Here is a 15,341-nt window from a genome sequence, read left to right as displayed (position 1 = left end):
GCGCGACCCGCGAGGGACTACTGGTTAACAACCGGCCCTGTGGATCCGGGTCACCACGCCTGAGCCATTCGGGTGATCACGCAGACGATCCCGCGCAGCGGGCCGGCGGGCGGCCGCGCTGCGCGGGATCGGACGGGTCGGGGGTCGCGGGCCGGGTCAGGGCTTGACGGCGATGCGCCCCTCGTCCATGCGCAGGAGCAGCAGCCGCTCGCCGGTCTTCTCCAGGAACTCGTCGACGGCCTGCCGGGAGCCCTGCCAGTAGCCGTAGTCGTCGATGAGGAGGACGCCGCCGGGCACCAACCGGTCGTAGAGATGGTCGAGTTCGTGCTTGGTGGAGGCGTACCAGTCGGTGTCGAGGCGCAGGATCGAGATCCGCTCCGGGGCCTGCCCGGGGACGGTGTCCTCGACCTTGCCCTGCACGAAGTGGAGGCGGTCCTCGGGGTAAGGCACGGCCCGGAAGCCGGACTTGACGTCGTCGAGGGTGGCGACGGCCCAGATCGGGCGGTCCTTGCCCTGGGCGGCGAGCAGTTCCTCGGCGGACTTCCCGTCGCGCCTGAGGTCCTCCTCGGTGGGCGGCGTCATGCCCTCGTACGTGTCGAAGAGGTAGAGGTCGCGTCCCGTGTCGCCCTGCGCGAGGAGGGCCTTGGCGCAGGCCTGCATCGAACCGCCGCGCCACACACCGCACTCGACGATGTCGCCGGGGATGTCGTGCTCGACGATGTGGCGGGTGGCGAGGATGAAGGCGTTGAGCCGCTCCGGGGACGTCATCGTGTACGGCTTGACCGCGCGGATGATGTCCTTCGCCTCGTCGTCGTAGTCCTCGGGGAGGACCAGGCCCTTGGGTTTCGGTGACGGCTTCGGCTTGGGCGCCGGGGCCGGTCGCGCCGACTCGGGCGCGCGGGCGGCCTGCCGGGGAGCGGGCACCGGTACGCGGGTCAGCTGGTACCCGGTGAGCTGCTTGATGACGCCATTCACGGCGCTTCGCCATGCCATGCGCGGCACCTTACGTCCGTGATATTCCGCATGTCACTTTTCGTCAACCGCCGGGATTTTCTAACCATTTGATACACCCGCGGGCCTGGGAATCGTCGACGGGCGGCCGCACTGCTCCCGTCCGGCGAGCGGCACGGGCAGCGGTACCCCGTCGACACCACCGACACGGTTGGCCCACCAGCGCGTGGTCGAGCGCACGAACGCCATGGTCAGACGCGGGTACGTGGCCGGCTTACGGAAGACGCCGACGGTGTCGCCCCAGTAGGCGTGCTTGGCGTCGATGCTGCCGTAGGCGTGCCGGATGCCTTTCATCGGCGGGAAGTCGGTGTACACCTCCCTCAGTTCGAGACGTGTGTACGCGGCCAGGGCACGCATCCCGTCCGGGTAGTAGCGCCAGCAGTCCTGCGCGTCGTGCACATGGCCGCGCGAAGGGGCCGTGATGAACGCCGTACCTTCCGGCTTGAGGACGCGGGCGATCTCCAGCATCGACGCCCAGAAGAACGGGATGTGCTCGAAGGCCTGGCCGGAGATGAGGAAGTCGGCGCTGTTCGAGCGGAGGGGGATGCGGTACGGCTTCGCCATCACCGCGTCCACGTTGCGCCCCTCCAGCACGTCGACGCCGACGTACTCGGTGTCGTACCCCTCCAGAAGCGACTTGTGCGTGCGCACCTGCCCGTCCGACACCCGCGCCCCGAGATCGACCACCCTCAGCCGCCGCCCGCGCGGCAGGTAGCTCCGGACACAGAGCTCCATCTGTTCGTACGCGGACTGGTGCATGACGGCCTCCATCAAGGGGGTTGGGGTGACTTGATGGCTTTTCAACGCGCATGTCCGCGTGGGGTCACCGTGCGAGGCGGCGCGGCGTGTGCCGGGACCACCACTTTCTGGCCGGTTCCTCGACGTACGTGAACAGCGCCCAGGAAAGAGCGATCACCGCGACGGCGAGTCCGCACAGCGCGAACACGGCGGAGTCGTCGGGCCGCATCCGGCCCCAGGTGTCCTGCACGTACCGGTTCAGCGTCTGGTGCAGCAGGTAGAACGCGTACGAACACGCGCCGAGCAGCATCATGGGGCGTGAGCAGAGCGCTCCGCGGCGCCCGGACAGCTCGCGCTGGGCGTACGCGACGATGAAGAGCGCCGAGAACACGGCGACGAACGGCCTGACCGTCCATTCCAGTTGACCCACCGTGCCCAACGAGAACCAGTCGGTCCGGTGGCAGTACACGGCCGTGTACGCGGCGAAGGAGGCGAGCAGTACGGCCGGGCGCAGGGCGATCCGGTGGCCGCGGCGCAGGGCGATCGCACAGACGAGGCCGGCCGCGAACTCGGGCAGGCGCGTCACCGGGTGGCGCATGACCCATTCGCGGGCGAAGGGCGAAAGGTGCGCGGCGGCGCACCAGTTGACGGCCCACATGGCGGCGAGACCGGACGCCGCGAGGAGCGCGAGGGTGCGGGTGCGCAGGCGCAGGGCCGGACCGATCACCCAGGGGAACAGGAGGTAGAAGAACACCTCGACGCTGAGCGTCCAGGCCACGCCGTTGCCCGGGAACATCGGCACGACGCCGGGGAACCAGGTCTGCACGAGCAGCAGCGACGTGACGAAGCTGAACGCGTCCGTGGGCACGCCGCCCCAGAGGTAGAACACCCAGACGCACGGGATCGTGGCGGCGAGATGCGCGGGCCAGATGCGTCCGGCGCGACGCCAGTAGAAGAGACCGCGACGCGTGCCGGGGCGGTGCCCCCAGGCCAGCAGGAACCCGGACAGCACGAAGAAGAACCCGACGCCGTTGACGCCCATGGTCGAGTACGGGAACAGGACCGGCGCCTGAGCCAGGCCGCTGCCCGGGGCGAGCCCGGTGGTGTGGTGCACGAAGACGGCGAGCGCCGCCACGAAGCGCATCCCGGTGAGCGAATCGAGCCGCGGCGCCCGCACCTCCGCATCGCGGGAGCGGGTGGGCGAAGGGAGAAGGGTGGCTGTCACAGGGCGGCTCCCCGCCCTGTGAGAGTGGCGCCGCAGCTGCCGGTGTGGTTCTGGTCCGCGATCAGGCGGTCGAGGCGCGGAGCGGCCCAGGCACGTACGGCGGCGATGCGGGCCGGATCACGGACGGCGTCGGCCCGGACGAAGTCACCGCCGTTCTGCTGCCGGTACAGCGGGACGTAGCCGGCGTCCGCCAGGCGGGCGGCGGTCAGGCCCGGCTTGTTCACCCAGGCCCCGTGGACGTGCAGGAGTTCGGGGCGCTCGGCGCGCAGGACGTGGTCGCGCAGGGCGCGCATGTCGCCGGAGGCGTACGCGTCCGCGATGCGGCGGTCGGTCAGGCCCGCCAGGTCCAGTACCCGCAGCCGCGTGGTGAGCAGTGTGCCGCCGAGGTCGGGCAGGGCGACGGTGGCGTGCCGCAGGCCGAGGCGCTCCGCGTACGTGTTGAACACCTGGCCGTAGCGTTCGGCGACGAAACACATGGAGAGCGTCGGGTGGGCCCTGAACGAGGCTTCGCGTGCGGCCTGTCCGGTGTGCGCAAGGACGAGCGCGCCGGTCAGCGCCATGACGAGGACGGCCCGGCCACGGGCTCCTTCCGCCTCCCACACCGCTACGGCCGACAGCGCGGCGACAGCCGCCGCGAGAACCCACACCGGGGTCGCGAACCGGTACAGGGCCATCCAGTCCCGGCCGAGCACCCCGTACGCGAGCAGCGACAGGAGCAGCGGCACGAGCAGCGCCACCAGGGCCCGGCGCGCCGTGCCGGGCCGGGCGAGCACGGCACCGGCGCACAGCGCGCCGATCAGCGCGACGGCCCAGCCCGTGTACGTCAACAGATCGCCTGTCTGGGCGAGTTGGGCGAGCTCGGGGGTCCGCTGCGCCTTGGCGACCGCCGTGTTCGGCACCCACAGTCCGAAGACGGCGTGCCGCCACAGCAGGAACGCGCCGTAGGGCACGGCGACGACACCGGCGTGCAGGGCCAGCGCGCGGACCGACCGGGCCAGGTCGCGGCGGCGCACGAAGAGGGCGAGGACGAGGGGGTAGGCGGCGACGAGTACGGCGCCGTCGGGCCGGGTCAGCGCGGCGAGCAGGGCGATCGCGGCGGCGGTCACGGCGGTACGGGGCGCCGCGAGGCCGCCCCGGGCGACCGCCCGCACCAGCACCGCCCCCGTCCCCGCCGCGGTCAGCCCGTACAGCGGGTTCTCCAGGCCGGAGAAGGACCAGGCCACGTAGGAGAGGTTCGTGGCGAGGGCGGCTCCCGCGAGGAGCGTCACCGCCCACGCGCGGCCGGGCGCCACGGAGCGGGCCGCCCACGCGATGCACGCGAGCGTGCCGGCCGTGCACAGCAGGGCGAGTGCCTTCGGGTAGAGCACGAGGTCGCTGACGCCCAGGAACGCGCCGTGGTCGAAGAGGCCGAGCCTGCGCCCGACGGCCATCAGGACGAGCCAGGACGGGTTGGAGTAGCCCTCCACCGGTGACGCGCCGGGCAGTTGGACCGGGCCGAGGCCCTCGTCGATGCTGCGCGCGTACGCGAAGGTGACGGCGGCGTCGTCGACGATCCAGCGCCCGAGTCCGGCGGTCCTGACCGCGATCAGCGCGGTGGCGGCGAGGACGGCTGCGGAGTCGGCCCACCGGTGCAGGCGGGACGCGGGTCCGGCGGGCGAGGCGCGGGCGGCGGGCACGGGCCGCGCCCGGTCGGGGCGGCGGTTGTCGAGGAGGGCGGGGAGCGTGGCGTTCATGGGGACTCCGACGTCGGCTCGGTAGGTGTGGCGGTCGCCGGGGCAGACCCCGCGCCGGCAGCGCAGGTGGACGCGGGGCCGCCCACCCGCTCGTACAGGCGCAGCAGCCCGCTGCGGCGTCTCGATTCGGCGAGGGGGGTGAAGTCCCGTTCCAGGAGCACGAGTTTGGTGAGTTCGACGGGATTGCGGGTGCGCCAGCCGGGGCGGCCCGCCTCCGCGTCGAAGAGGACCCAGACGCGGGCCAGGCACGCCATCCGGGCGCGGAGTTCGGCGGGGCTCGCGTCCACGCCGTACAGGGTTCCGGAGCGGGCGCCCGTCGACTTCAGCGCCACGTCGCGCACGCCCGCCACCGCGCGCGGATACGTCTCCGTGAGGCGTCGGCCGGTCTTCGGCAGGTAGAGCAGCGCGTCGCCGGGCCGCAGATCCCGCTCCGCCATCCGCGCGACCGCCCCGAAGTCGTCCCTGCGGCTCTCGGGCGACCGCTCGCGCAGCTGCGCCGGGAACTGCGCCCAGAACGCCACCGCGACCAGGGCGGCCCCGGCGGTCACCTGGACGTACGCGGAGGGCCGCACCCGTTCCGGCAGGCGCCGCAGGACCGTGTCCGCGCCGGCCGCCACCAGGAGGGGCAGCCCGGCGAACGCGAAGAACGTGTAGCGCGGCGCGTACAGCGGCTGCCACTGCGACACGGTGAGCAGCACCGCGGGCGGCACGACGGCGAGCGGCAGCGCGACCGCGGCGAGCCCGCATGTCCCGCGGCGGACCGAGGGGGTGAGCACGGCGGCCGCGGCGAGCAGGAGCGTGGTGTTGAAGACGGCGCCGGGGTGCCCGGCGGCGAGCCGCAGCAGCGCCTCGGCGTCCTCCCAGCCCGGCCTGCGGATCCACGCCACCTGGAAGCTCTGCCCCCGCGCCTCGCCGGCGAGCGGCAGCACCAGCAGGACGGCGGCTGCGGCGGCGGCAGCCCAGCCCCGCCACAGCACGGGGGCCGCGCGGGACACGAGGAGGGTGACGGCGTGCGCGGCGAGGACGAGCACGGCGAACTCGTGGAGCCACGCGGTCACCGTCACGAGCGCGGCGTACCCGGCCCACGCGGGCCACGACGGATGCCGTACGCAGTGGACGAACATGAGCGTCGCCGCAGCCGCGCCCGCCGCGACGATCGCGTACGAGCGGCCTTCCTGCGCGTAGTAGCCGGTGAACGGCGAGGCGGCGTACAGGAGTCCGGCCCAGAGGCCGACGCGGGGCCGGGCGAGCCGGATGCCGAGCGCGGCGACGAGGCAGGCCGCCGCGGTCGCGCCGAGCACGGACGGCAGCCGCATCAGGTAGGCGTCCGTCTGCCCGCCGAGCACGAAGTGGATCAGCACGTAGTAGAGGCCGTGCACCGCGTCGATGTTGCCGAGGAGATGGAGGATCTGGGGAAGGGAGCGGGTGGCGACGAGTATCGTCGCGGCCTCGTCGCGCCAGATCGTGCCGCGGTCGAGCCCCCAGAGTCCGAGGCCCAGTATCACCACGCCCGGCAGCAGGACCGCGGTCACGGCGGGTGCGGCGGCGGGAAGGGCCCTGGGGGTGCGGCCGCGCGGACCGTCCGAAGAGATGCGCACGCGCCGATCCTGTCCCAATTGATCGGATTTGTGACGCAGCCTTGCCGTCATGGGCGCATGGGGCGAACGGCGGCAACCGGCAATCGCGGGCGCTTCGCGCGCACGGGCGGGGTGCTCGCGAGGGTCAACGGGGTTTCCCCCAGGAGACGTTGACACCCCGGAGGCAGGACGAGCACCCCGCGAGCAGGGCGACTACTCGACGACGAGCTCGACGTCGATGTTGCCGCGGGTCGCGTTCGAGTACGGGCAGACCTGGTGGGCCTGCTCGACCAGCTTGCGGCCGGTCTCGGCGTCGACCGTCTCCGGCAGCTCCACGCGCAGCGTCACCGCGAGCCCGAAGCCCTCGCCCTGCTTGCCGATGCCGACCTCGGCGGTCACCGCGGCGTCGCTGATGTCGACCTTCGCGGCGCGGCCGACCAGGCCGAGCGCGCTGGCGAAACAGGCGGAGTACCCGGCGGCGAAGAGCTGCTCGGGGTTGGTGCCCTGACCGTTGCCGCCCATCTCCGTGGGGATGCCCAGCTGGAGGTCGAGGCGGCCGTCGGAGCTGACGGCGCGGCCGTCACGGCCGTGGGTGGCGGTGGCTACGGCGGTGTAGATCGCTTCCATGAAAAACATCCTCCTGAGATGGGGTCCGCGGTGACGTCCGCGGCGGAGTGCGTGCTGCCCTGACGGACACAAGTAGAGCACGCAATTTAATTGTGGGCAACTGAATGGCACGCCAGAAGTCCCGGTTACCCTGGACCCATGACCACCGAGACGACCGAGACGCCCAAGACGCCCGGCGACGAGGAATTCCTGCGACTCGACCGGCAGATCTGCTTCTCCCTGAACGCCGCGTCGCGCGCGTTCGGCGGCGTCTACCGCACGCTCCTCAAGGACCTGGGCCTGACCTACCCCCAATACCTGGTCATGCTGGTGCTCTGGGAGGACGGCGAGCTGCCCGTGAAGCGGCTCGGGGAGCGACTACGGCTGGACTCGGGCACGCTGTCCCCGCTGCTCAAGCGGCTGGAGGCGGCCGGTCTCGTCCAGCGGGAGCGCAACGCGCGCGACGAGCGCTCGGTGAACGTCCGGCCGACCTCCGCGGGCACCGAGCTGCGGGAGCGCGCGGCGCTGGTGCCGCGCCGGATCGCGGCGGCCACGGGGTTCGACCTGGCGGAGATCGAGGACATGCGCGCCCGCCTCGACCGCCTGACGACGACACTGGACGGGGCGGCGCTCGACGCCTGACCGGCCACCCGCGCCGGACGCGTGACGCCCCCGCCCGGCAGAGCCACCCCCGCCCGACACGAAAGCCGCATTTGGCTGATTATCACCGCATATGCGGCCATACGCTCGTACGCTCGCACAGGTGACGCTCGACACTCAGCCACCCACCGCCGCAGCACCCGTCCACGCGACCTGGGTCCACCCCGGCCCTCTCGCGCGGGCGGCGCTTCCCCTCACCTGGCTGGCCACCCGCGCCGCGATGCTCGCCCTGCTCCTCACGGACGAGCGCGCCCCGCTCGGCGTCGGAGGCATCGCACGCGAGGTGTACACGCTGTACGCCGGCTGGTACGCGACCCTCGCCGGCGGCGCCTTCCCGGCCGGCGACCCGATGTGGCAGTACCCACCGGGCGCGGGCCCCGTCCTCCTGGCGCCCGGCCTGATCCCCGGCCTCACCTACTTCCAGGCCTTCGTCGCGCTCACCCTCGCCACGGACGCCCTGGTCACGCTCGCACTCGCCCGGACCGGCGCGCGGCCACGGCGCAGCACGGGAGGCGCCTGGCTGTGGGTGGCCGGGCTGCCGCTCCTGCTCCACATCCCGCTGGCCCGCTACGACATCGAGGTCACCGCGCTCGCCGTGTTCGCGCTGCTGCTCATGGGGCGGTTCCCGCGCGCGGGCGGATTCCTCGCGGCGTGCGGCGCGCTGGTGAAGGTGTGGCCCGCGCTCGCCCTGCTCGGCACACCCCGGGGACGTACGAGCCGGGAGGCGTGGACGGCGGCACTCACGTCCGGCGCCGCGATCCTGCTGGTCCTCGCGGTCGCGTTCCGCTCGCCGTTCTCGTTCCTGCGCCATCAGGGCGAGCGGGGCGTGCAGATCGAGTCGCTGGGCGGCACGGTGCTGGCCTTCGCGCGGCGGGCGGGCTGGTCGGGGCACATCCGTTACCGGTTCGGGGCGATGGAGTACGTCGGCCCGTACGTCGGCGTGGTGGCCGCGGCCTCCCTGCTGCTCACCGCCGTCGCGGCGGCGCTGCTGCTGTTCTGGCGGCTACGGGCGCTGAACTGGAGCCCCGCGACGCCGTACGACGCCGCGCTCTGCGCCGTCCTGCTCTTCACCGTCACCAGCCGCGTGATCAGCCCGCAGTACCTGATCTGGCTGCTCGGGCTCGCCGCGGTCTGCCTCACCTCGCGCCACACCACCCAGCGCCCCGTCGCCCTGCTCGTCCTGGCGGCGGCCGGCCTGAGCGCGCTCGCGTACCCGGTCCTGTACCGCGACGTCGAGGCGGCCACGTGGACGGGCTCGCTGCTGATGCTGGCGCGCAACGGCCTGCTCCTCGGAGGGGCCGTCCTCTCGTTCCGTTCCCTCTGGAAGGGAACCAAGGCGTAGGAGTTTTGCTTACCGGACAATTACCGCAAAGACCTAGGATTTCCTTCTGTGGAAGCCATGCAGTCCCAGCCCCAGCAGCCCTCGCAACAGCGCTCGCAGGTCTCGGTCGTCGTCATCGGCTACAACGACGCCGCACAGGTCACCGACGCCGTACGCTCCGCCCTCTCCCAGGGCCCCGCCGTCCGCGAGGTGATCGCCGTCGACGACTGTTCGACGGACGGCAGCGGCGAGCTCCTCCAGCGCATGGCGGACGAAGAGCCACGCCTGAAGGTGGTGCGCCGCGCCACGAACAGCGGCGGCTGCGGCACCCCGCGCAACGACGGCATCGACAGTGCCTCGGCCCCGTACGTCATGTTCCTGGACAGCGACGACGTGCTGCCGCCCGGCGCCGTCGACGCCCTGCTCGGCGCGGCGCTCACCCACCGCACCGAGGTCGCCGCCGGCCTGTGCGTGCGCCGCGAGCTCCCCTCGGGCCGCGACATCCCGTGGCAGCCCGAGCTGTACGCCGACGCCGCCGTGGTCCCCCACCCGGAACGCCGCCCCCGCCTCGTCCACGACACGCTCTGCGTCAACAAGCTCTACCGCACGGACTTCCTGCGCGAGCACGGGATCCGCTTCCCTGACGGCCACTTCGTCTACGAGGACTTCGTCTTCATCGCGCGCGTGCTCGCCGCCGCACCGCGCATCGCGCTCGTCCCCGACACGGTCTACGTCTGGAACGTGCGCCGCGACGCCGGCCGCCTGTCGCTCTCCCTCGACCGGGCCGGACTCGACAACTGGACCGCCCGCATCGAGGCGCACCGCCAGTCCGTCGACATCCTCCTGACCACCTCGCACAAGCGCCTCGCACGCGCGGCCCGCACCCGGTTCCTCGACCACAGCCTGCGCATGTACGCCCGCGAGCTCGACCTGCGCAGCCCCGAGTACCGCGCCGAGTGGTGGGACCGCACCCGCGCCTACCTCGCCACGTTCGACACGGCCGACATCGACGCGGCGCCCGCCCCCGGCCGCGTCGTCGCACGCGTGATCCTCGCCTCCGACCACCCGCGCGACCTGCCCCGCCTCAAGGAGGTCGCGGCCCGCCCCGCCCGCCTGCGCCCGCCCTACGCACGCGCCGCCGACGGCACGCCCATCTGGTCCGACGACCTCCCCCAGGTGACCCTTGAGCACCTCCTCGCACGCCCCATGGACCTGCTCCCCATCGCCATAGAGGCGGAACTGCAGCCACGCGCGCGTGGCTCACGGCTGCGGCTGCTCCTGCACGACCTGTACGGGCGCGTCGCCGAGGCGGGCCCCGCCACCGTCGACATCGAGGTCATCGACCGCCTGCGCCACCGCCCCGCCAGACGCCGCACGGTGACCTTCGTGCCCGGGCCCCACGCCGGGACCTGGGAGGCCGAGGCGTCCCTCGACCTGTCGGCGCTCGCCACCGGCACCTGGGACCTGCGCCTCCATGTGAACTTCGCCGACGGCACCAGCCGCGACGCCAGCGCCCACGCCGCCGCCGGCCCCGGCCTCCTGCGCCGCACCGCCCTGCCGAGCCTGCGCCACGGCATGCTGCTCGCCCATCCGTACGCGACCCACTCCGGCGCCCTCGCCGTACGCCTCGCGCCCGGCGTACGCGGAGCCCTGGCGGTGGCACGCGGCCGCCTCAACCGCCTGGTTCACTAGAACGCCGACGGCACGCGCACGACGGGACACGACACGACCGAGGGGACCCTGAACCGACATGACCTGGCTGATCACCGGCGGTGCCGGATACATCGGGGCGCACGTCGTCCGCGCCATGCAGGAGGCGGGCGAGCGGACCGTGGTCTACGACGACCTGTCCACCGGCATCGCCGGGCGCGTCCCGGACGGCGTACCCCTGGTCGTCGCCTCGACCCTGGACGCCGACGCCGTGGCGCGCACCATCGCCGGGCACGGCATCACCGGCGTCGTCCACCTCGCCGCGAAGAAGCAGGTCGCCGAGTCGGTGGAGCTGCCGCTGCACTACTACCGCGAGAACGTCGAGGGCCTGCGCGTCCTCCTGGAGGCGGTCACCGCGAGCGGCGTCCCGTCGTTCGTCTTCTCCTCGTCCGCCGCCGTGTACGGCATGCCCGACGTCGACCTCGTCACCGAGGACACCCCGTGCCTGCCGATGAGCCCCTACGGCGAGACGAAACTCGCCGGCGAGTGGCTGGTCCGCGCGACGGGCCGGGCCCACCGCCTGGCCACGGCCTCCCTGCGCTACTTCAACGTGGCGGGCGCGGCCACCCCCGAGCTGGCCGACACCGGCGTCTTCAACCTCGTACCGATGGTCTTCGAGAAGCTCACCGACGGCGAGGCCCCGCGGATCTTCGGCGCGGACTACCCGACACCCGACGGGACCTGCGTACGCGACTACATCCACGTCGTCGACCTCGCCGAGGCCCACGTGGCCGCCGCCCGCCGCCTCTCCGCCGCCGCCCCCGGCACGGACCTCACCCTCAACATCGGCCGCGGCGAAGGCGTCTCGGTCCTGGAGATGGTCGAGCTGATCAACGCGACGACCGGCCACGGCACCGACCCCGTCGTCACCCCGCGCCGCCCCGGCGACCCGGCCTGCGTCGTCGCCTCCGCGGACCGCATCGCGACGGAGCTCGGCTGGACGGCTAAGCGCGACGTACGCGACATGGTCGAGTCGGCATGGCAGGGCTGGGTCCGGGTCCACGGGACCGCCGTGAGGTGAGTCCCCGTTCGGCTCGGGCCGACGCGCGAGCGGCTCCCCCGGGTGGTCGACGTCCGGAATCGGCGGCGTCCGCCGCGTGGTCGCCGTGGCGCGTGGCTCGTGGCGCGTGGCCGCATGACCCAGATCTGCCAATCCTCCGCGTACGGGCGGGGTCGGGCCGAGGCGGGACTGCATCCGCCTTGCCGAGGGCGGCTGTTGAGGGCGCGCTCTGGCAGATTTGAGCCACAGGCTCACTCTCCGAGGCAGGCCTGAGCTGCGTATTCGCCGGCCGACTGACCGTCTCGGCCATCCGGGCGCCCGCCGCGGGGCTGGGAAAACCGCTGTCCGATGGTCGGAACTCGGTGATAAATAGTCGGTGTGACAACGACACTTGAGTTCGCCGACCTTCTGCAGCTGATCGACGAACGTTCGACCGCCTTCCGCGCCGCGGTCGCCTCCGCGCCCAGCCTCGACGTGCAGGTGCCGACCTGCCCCGAGTGGACACTGTTCGATCTGGCGCAGCACATCGGCGAGGGGCGTCGCGACTGGGCCGCCACCGTCGCCGCAGGGCCTGCTCCGGCCAAGTCCGCAGCGGAGGGCGCCCCGGCTGCGCCTCGGGAGCGCGAGGCCCTGCCGGCCTGGTTGGCGGAGTCCACGGAGCAACTGCTGGACGCGTTGCGGGAGGCCGGCCCGGATCGCGGTTGCTGGACGTGGTGGGGTGCGTCCCAGTCGCCGCAGACCTGTGGCGCCGTCGCCCGGCACCAGCTCCAGCAGCTCGCGGTGCACACCTACGACGCCCAGGTCACTGTGGGTACCCCGGAGCCGCTGCCGGATGAGGTGGCACTCGACGGTGTCGAGGAGTTCCTGTTCACCTGCGTCGCAACGACGAGTGCCTGGCCGCACAAGCCCACTGCCTTCGACTTCCACGCCACCGAGGGCCGCTCCTGGCGCCTCACGGTAGACGGCGACGGCGCACGCTCCACCCGTATCTCCGCGCCCGGTACGACGCCTGTCGCCGCTGCCGACGAGGGCCCGAACGCGCCTGGCGTCTCCGTTCGCGGCACGGCCAGTGAGCTGGTTCTCTTCGTGTACGACCGCATCCCGGCGGACTCCCTGAAGCTCGACGGCGACCGAGGTCTCTTCGACCTGCTCCAGGCCTGGGAGCCGGAGGAGTAGGACGCGACGAAGCGCCCGCCGCGGGCCGCTGACCACGTCCGACGTCCAGGCAACCCCTGAACTCCCGGACCCGGTCCGGCTCGCGAACGCAGGCGGCGACTCGAGGTGCCGAACCGGGGCCGACTGTGACCGAGCCCGTCGGCCCCCACCAGTCCGCGGACGAGCGGAAAACTGATGGAGGCTCCCGCGACCGCCCACCCACACCAGCCACGCAATCCGCTGTTGATCAGTTCACCCGGGGCACGGACAACTCCGCCCACGTCATCTTCCTCGGCGCCGGGCCGGGCGTCACACCCCAGCGCGCCGCCAGCGCGTCCACCAGTTGCAGGCCTCGTCCCGTCTCTTCCTCGCCGCCGGGGTGGCGCAACTCCGGGACCCGCTCCCCGCGCGTATCCGTGACCTCGATCCGGATCACCCCGTGAGTCGCCAGGAGCGTGAACCGGAAGTCCCGGCCGGACACACGCCCATGCGTCACGGCATTCGCCGCCAGCTCCGCCACGACGTGCGCTGCCGCTTCGAACGGGATTCCCCAGGCGCGGAGTTGCTCCGTCGAGAGCAGCCTGGCCAGGCGCGCCCCGCGCGGCGTGGCCGAGAGCAGCACGGTGAACTGGCGTGCGGTTGCGTGGAGTTGAGTTTCTGTTTCCATGTCACTCAGCGTGTCGGAGCGCGGACGCCATGAGCAGCGATGACTCCGGTGCGTACGGGGACTGTCCAGCGTTGTCCAGTTCTGTCTCGGCTGTCCCCGATGCCGTGCGGGTAGGTGTGGGCGTTGGAGGTGGGTGGGCATGGATGAGCCGGGTTGGGACGTGGACCCCGAGGACGGAATTGCCTCGGCGGTGGAAGTCGTCGGGCAGCAGCTGAGGCTTCTGAGGGAGACAGCCGGGTTTCACGTCCCTGAATTCGCCGAGCGAATCGGGTACGGGGAGGACCTCGTCCGGAAGATCGAGCGGGGAGCGCGCATTCCTCGGCCGGAGTACCTGGACAAGGTGGACGAGGTCCTCCGCACGGGCGGGCTCGTGACGTCGATGAAACCGAGCATGAGGCGTGCGCGGTACCCGAGAAAGGTCCGGGAACTGGCGGACCTTGAGGCGCGAGCCGTCGAGCTGTCCCACTACAGCAACCACAACGTGCATGGCCTTCTGCAGACAGAGGGGCACATGCGAACGCTGTTCGGCGGATGGCTGCCCGCCTATTCGTCGGACGACCTGGAACGCGTGGTCTCGGCCCGACTGGCCCGACGGGTCGTCTTCGACCGCGATCCAGCCCCGGCGATCAGCTTTATCCAGGAGGAAGCGACGCTCCGGCGTCCGGTCGGAGGCACAATGGTGTGGCGTCGGCAGCTCGAACGGCTGCTGGAAATCGGGCAGTTGCGGAACGTTGCACTTCAAGTTCTGCCGACCAGCTGTGAGGAACATCCCGGAACAGGCGGGCTGATCGAGGTGCTGAAGTTCCCGGACGGCAGCGCGGTGGGGCGCTCCGACGGCGCGTTCAACGGCCGTCCGGTCTCGGACCCCAAGCAGCTCAGGGTGCTTGAGCTGCGCTATGGCATGATCCGGGCCCAGGCTCTGACGCCGAGGGAGTCGCGGGGCCTCATCGAGCAAATGCTGGGAGACCCATGATCCGCAAAGCCACTGCAGTGAACGTTTCCGGCCTGCGCTGGTTCAAGAGCAGCTACAGCAGCAGCGGTGACGGCAACGACTGCATCGAAGTAGCCCCCACCCCCACCACCATCCACATCCGCGACTCCAAGAACCCCGACGGCCCCCGCCTCACCGCCACCCCCACCACCTGGGCCGCCTTCATCACCTACGCAGCCCAGCGCTAGCAACAGTTACAACAACTACAGCGCCCTCAACCCCGCCGCCGTAGCCGACGCCAGTTTCCCCAGGTACCCCTTGGGCAACGGCGTCCGCACCACCACGGCGCGCCAGTACAGCGGGCCCGAGATCAGGTCGAGGGCGAGGTCCTCGTCGAGGTCCGCCCTGACCTCCCCGCGTGCGACGGCGCTGCGCACGATGCCGTTCGCCACCCCGTGCTGGCCTTCGCGCAGCGCCTTCTGCATGGCCTCCGCGATGTCCGGGTTACGGGCCGCCTCGGCCTGGAGGTCGGGGATGATCTGGCCCGCGACCGGGTGCTTGAGGGCCCGGGACGTGACCTCGTAGAGCAGGCGCAGGTCGCCCTCCAGGGAACCGGTGTCCGGGGCCGGCAGGCCCTGCACCGCTATGGCGGAGACCAGGTCCAGGACCAGGTGCAGTTTGGAGCGCCAGCGGCGGTAGACGGCGGTTTTGCCGACGCCCGCGCGGCGCGCGATCCCCTCGATGGACATACGGGCGTAGCCCACGGCGGCGAGTTCTTCGAAGACGGCTGCCCGGATGGCGTCGGTCACATCCTCACGGAGCACGGCTGCCCCTGCGGGGGCCCGGCGACGCGCTGGCTTGGCGGAGTCGGCGTTGGTCGTCATGGTGAACAGCTTACGGCGTTACGACGAAACGGTTGCGTTCCGACGTAGCGACGCCCTACGCTCACGTCACGACGATACGGACCCGTTCCGACGTCTCCGACCCCTTGAGCGAAAGCAGCGGAT

At 72.0% G+C, this 15,341-nt stretch carries 15 protein-coding genes; 7 read left to right on the top strand and 8 right to left on the bottom strand.

Going from position 1 to position 15,341, the window contains the following annotated elements; genetic code table 11:
* Positions 1-156 precede the first annotated feature (156 nt).
* From OG758_RS29540 to OG758_RS29515, 6 genes are all read right to left on the bottom strand, one after another.
* Positions 157-993 (bottom strand): TylF/MycF/NovP-related O-methyltransferase, encoded by an 837-nt coding sequence (locus OG758_RS29540; protein WP_326712724.1) that lies wholly within the window; start codon positions 991-993, stop codon positions 157-159.
* A gap of 60 nt (positions 994-1,053) precedes the next feature.
* The gene (locus OG758_RS29535; RefSeq protein WP_326712723.1) at positions 1,054-1,770 is read right to left on the bottom strand and encodes a methyltransferase domain-containing protein; all 717 of its coding nucleotides are present in this window, start codon (positions 1,768-1,770) and stop codon (positions 1,054-1,056) included.
* A 64-nt stretch (positions 1,771-1,834) separates the two neighbouring features.
* On the bottom strand, positions 1,835-2,974 hold the full coding sequence (locus OG758_RS29530; protein WP_326712722.1) for an acyltransferase family protein: 1,140 nt from the start codon (positions 2,972-2,974) through the stop codon (positions 1,835-1,837).
* Complete coding sequence (locus tag OG758_RS29525; protein WP_326712721.1) at positions 2,971-4,707, bottom strand: hypothetical protein; 1,737 nt, start codon at positions 4,705-4,707, stop codon at positions 2,971-2,973. The genes OG758_RS29530 and OG758_RS29525 overlap by 4 nt, the downstream gene beginning before the upstream one ends.
* Positions 4,704-6,305: a glycosyltransferase family 39 protein gene (locus OG758_RS29520; protein ID WP_326712720.1), complete on the bottom strand. Its 1,602-nt coding sequence runs from the start codon at positions 6,303-6,305 to the stop codon at positions 4,704-4,706. Before OG758_RS29520 ends, OG758_RS29525 begins: the two co-directional genes overlap by 4 nt.
* Positions 6,306-6,497: 192 nt before the next feature.
* Positions 6,498-6,911, bottom strand: a complete 414-nt coding sequence (locus OG758_RS29515) for an organic hydroperoxide resistance protein (protein WP_116512677.1) — start codon at positions 6,909-6,911, stop codon at positions 6,498-6,500.
* 138 nt (positions 6,912-7,049) lie between these two features.
* Here OG758_RS29515 and OG758_RS29510 point away from each other — a divergent pair, with 138 nt between their 5' ends.
* The 5 genes from OG758_RS29510 to OG758_RS29490 all read left to right on the top strand — a co-directional run bounded on the left by OG758_RS29510 (position 7,050) and on the right by OG758_RS29490 (position 12,757).
* On the top strand, positions 7,050-7,532 hold the full coding sequence (locus OG758_RS29510) for a MarR family winged helix-turn-helix transcriptional regulator (RefSeq protein WP_326712719.1): 483 nt from the start codon (positions 7,050-7,052) through the stop codon (positions 7,530-7,532).
* Positions 7,533-7,653: 121 nt separating this feature from the next.
* Positions 7,654-8,892, top strand: coding sequence for a glycosyltransferase family 87 protein (locus OG758_RS29505; protein ID WP_326712718.1), 1,239 nt, complete (start codon positions 7,654-7,656; stop codon positions 8,890-8,892).
* A 57-nt stretch (positions 8,893-8,949) separates the two neighbouring features.
* A complete protein-coding gene (locus tag OG758_RS29500; RefSeq protein ID WP_326712717.1) occupies positions 8,950-10,563 on the top strand; it encodes a glycosyltransferase family 2 protein in 1,614 nt (537 codons plus the stop codon).
* Positions 10,564-10,621: 58 nt separating this feature from the next.
* A complete protein-coding gene (gene galE, locus OG758_RS29495; RefSeq protein ID WP_326712716.1) occupies positions 10,622-11,602 on the top strand; it encodes a UDP-glucose 4-epimerase GalE in 981 nt (326 codons plus the stop codon).
* Between the two features lie 357 nt (positions 11,603-11,959).
* A complete protein-coding gene (locus OG758_RS29490; protein WP_326712715.1) occupies positions 11,960-12,757 on the top strand; it encodes a maleylpyruvate isomerase family mycothiol-dependent enzyme in 798 nt (265 codons plus the stop codon).
* A gap of 226 nt (positions 12,758-12,983) precedes the next feature.
* Here OG758_RS29490 and OG758_RS29485 read toward each other — a convergent pair whose 3' ends face one another.
* Positions 12,984-13,403, bottom strand: a complete 420-nt coding sequence (locus OG758_RS29485) for an ATP-binding protein (RefSeq protein ID WP_326712714.1) — start codon at positions 13,401-13,403, stop codon at positions 12,984-12,986.
* Positions 13,404-13,542: 139 nt separating this feature from the next.
* On the opposite strand from OG758_RS29485, the gene OG758_RS29480 reads away from it, so the two are divergent.
* Both OG758_RS29480 and OG758_RS29475 read left to right on the top strand, forming a co-directional pair.
* Entirely contained in the window at positions 13,543-14,376 is an 834-nt protein-coding gene (locus OG758_RS29480) for a helix-turn-helix domain-containing protein (RefSeq protein WP_326712713.1), read from the top strand.
* The gene (locus OG758_RS29475; protein WP_266563575.1) at positions 14,373-14,582 is read left to right on the top strand and encodes a DUF397 domain-containing protein; all 210 of its coding nucleotides are present in this window, start codon (positions 14,373-14,375) and stop codon (positions 14,580-14,582) included. Before OG758_RS29480 ends, OG758_RS29475 begins: the two co-directional genes overlap by 4 nt.
* Before the next feature lie 15 nt (positions 14,583-14,597).
* Here OG758_RS29475 and OG758_RS29470 read toward each other — a convergent pair whose 3' ends face one another.
* Positions 14,598-15,218, bottom strand: a complete 621-nt coding sequence (locus OG758_RS29470) for a TetR/AcrR family transcriptional regulator (RefSeq protein WP_326712712.1) — start codon at positions 15,216-15,218, stop codon at positions 14,598-14,600.
* Positions 15,219-15,341 lie beyond the last annotated feature (123 nt).

The sequence above is a fragment of the Streptomyces sp. NBC_01474 genome (genome assembly GCF_035918215.1).
In the GTDB taxonomy this organism is placed as follows: Bacteria; Actinomycetota; Actinomycetes; order Streptomycetales; family Streptomycetaceae; genus Streptomyces; species Streptomyces aureus.
Note: the sequence above shows the minus strand (reverse complement) of the source record. Positions and strands in the feature narration are given on the sequence as shown.

What these genes read in the sequence shown, in the direction of transcription:
- OG758_RS29470 (WP_326712712.1), bottom strand. Translation starts at nt 15,218, where the DNA reads ATGACGACCAACGCCGACTCCGCCAAGCCAGCGCGTCGCCGGGCCCCC.
- OG758_RS29510 (WP_326712719.1), top strand. Translation starts at nt 7,050, where the DNA reads ATGACCACCGAGACGACCGAGACGCCCAAGACGCCCGGCGACGAGGAA.
- OG758_RS29485 (WP_326712714.1), bottom strand. Translation starts at nt 13,403, where the DNA reads ATGGAAACAGAAACTCAACTCCACGCAACCGCACGCCAGTTCACCGTG.
- galE (WP_326712716.1), top strand. Translation starts at nt 10,622, where the DNA reads ATGACCTGGCTGATCACCGGCGGTGCCGGATACATCGGGGCGCACGTC.
- OG758_RS29525 (WP_326712721.1), bottom strand. Translation starts at nt 4,707, where the DNA reads ATGAACGCCACGCTCCCCGCCCTCCTCGACAACCGCCGCCCCGACCGG.
- OG758_RS29515 (WP_116512677.1), bottom strand. Translation starts at nt 6,911, where the DNA reads ATGGAAGCGATCTACACCGCCGTAGCCACCGCCACCCACGGCCGTGAC.
- OG758_RS29475 (WP_266563575.1), top strand. Translation starts at nt 14,373, where the DNA reads ATGATCCGCAAAGCCACTGCAGTGAACGTTTCCGGCCTGCGCTGGTTC.
- OG758_RS29480 (WP_326712713.1), top strand. Translation starts at nt 13,543, where the DNA reads ATGGATGAGCCGGGTTGGGACGTGGACCCCGAGGACGGAATTGCCTCG.
- OG758_RS29500 (WP_326712717.1), top strand. Translation starts at nt 8,950, where the DNA reads ATGCAGTCCCAGCCCCAGCAGCCCTCGCAACAGCGCTCGCAGGTCTCG.
- OG758_RS29535 (WP_326712723.1), bottom strand. Translation starts at nt 1,770, where the DNA reads ATGCACCAGTCCGCGTACGAACAGATGGAGCTCTGTGTCCGGAGCTAC.
- OG758_RS29540 (WP_326712724.1), bottom strand. Translation starts at nt 993, where the DNA reads ATGGCATGGCGAAGCGCCGTGAATGGCGTCATCAAGCAGCTCACCGGG.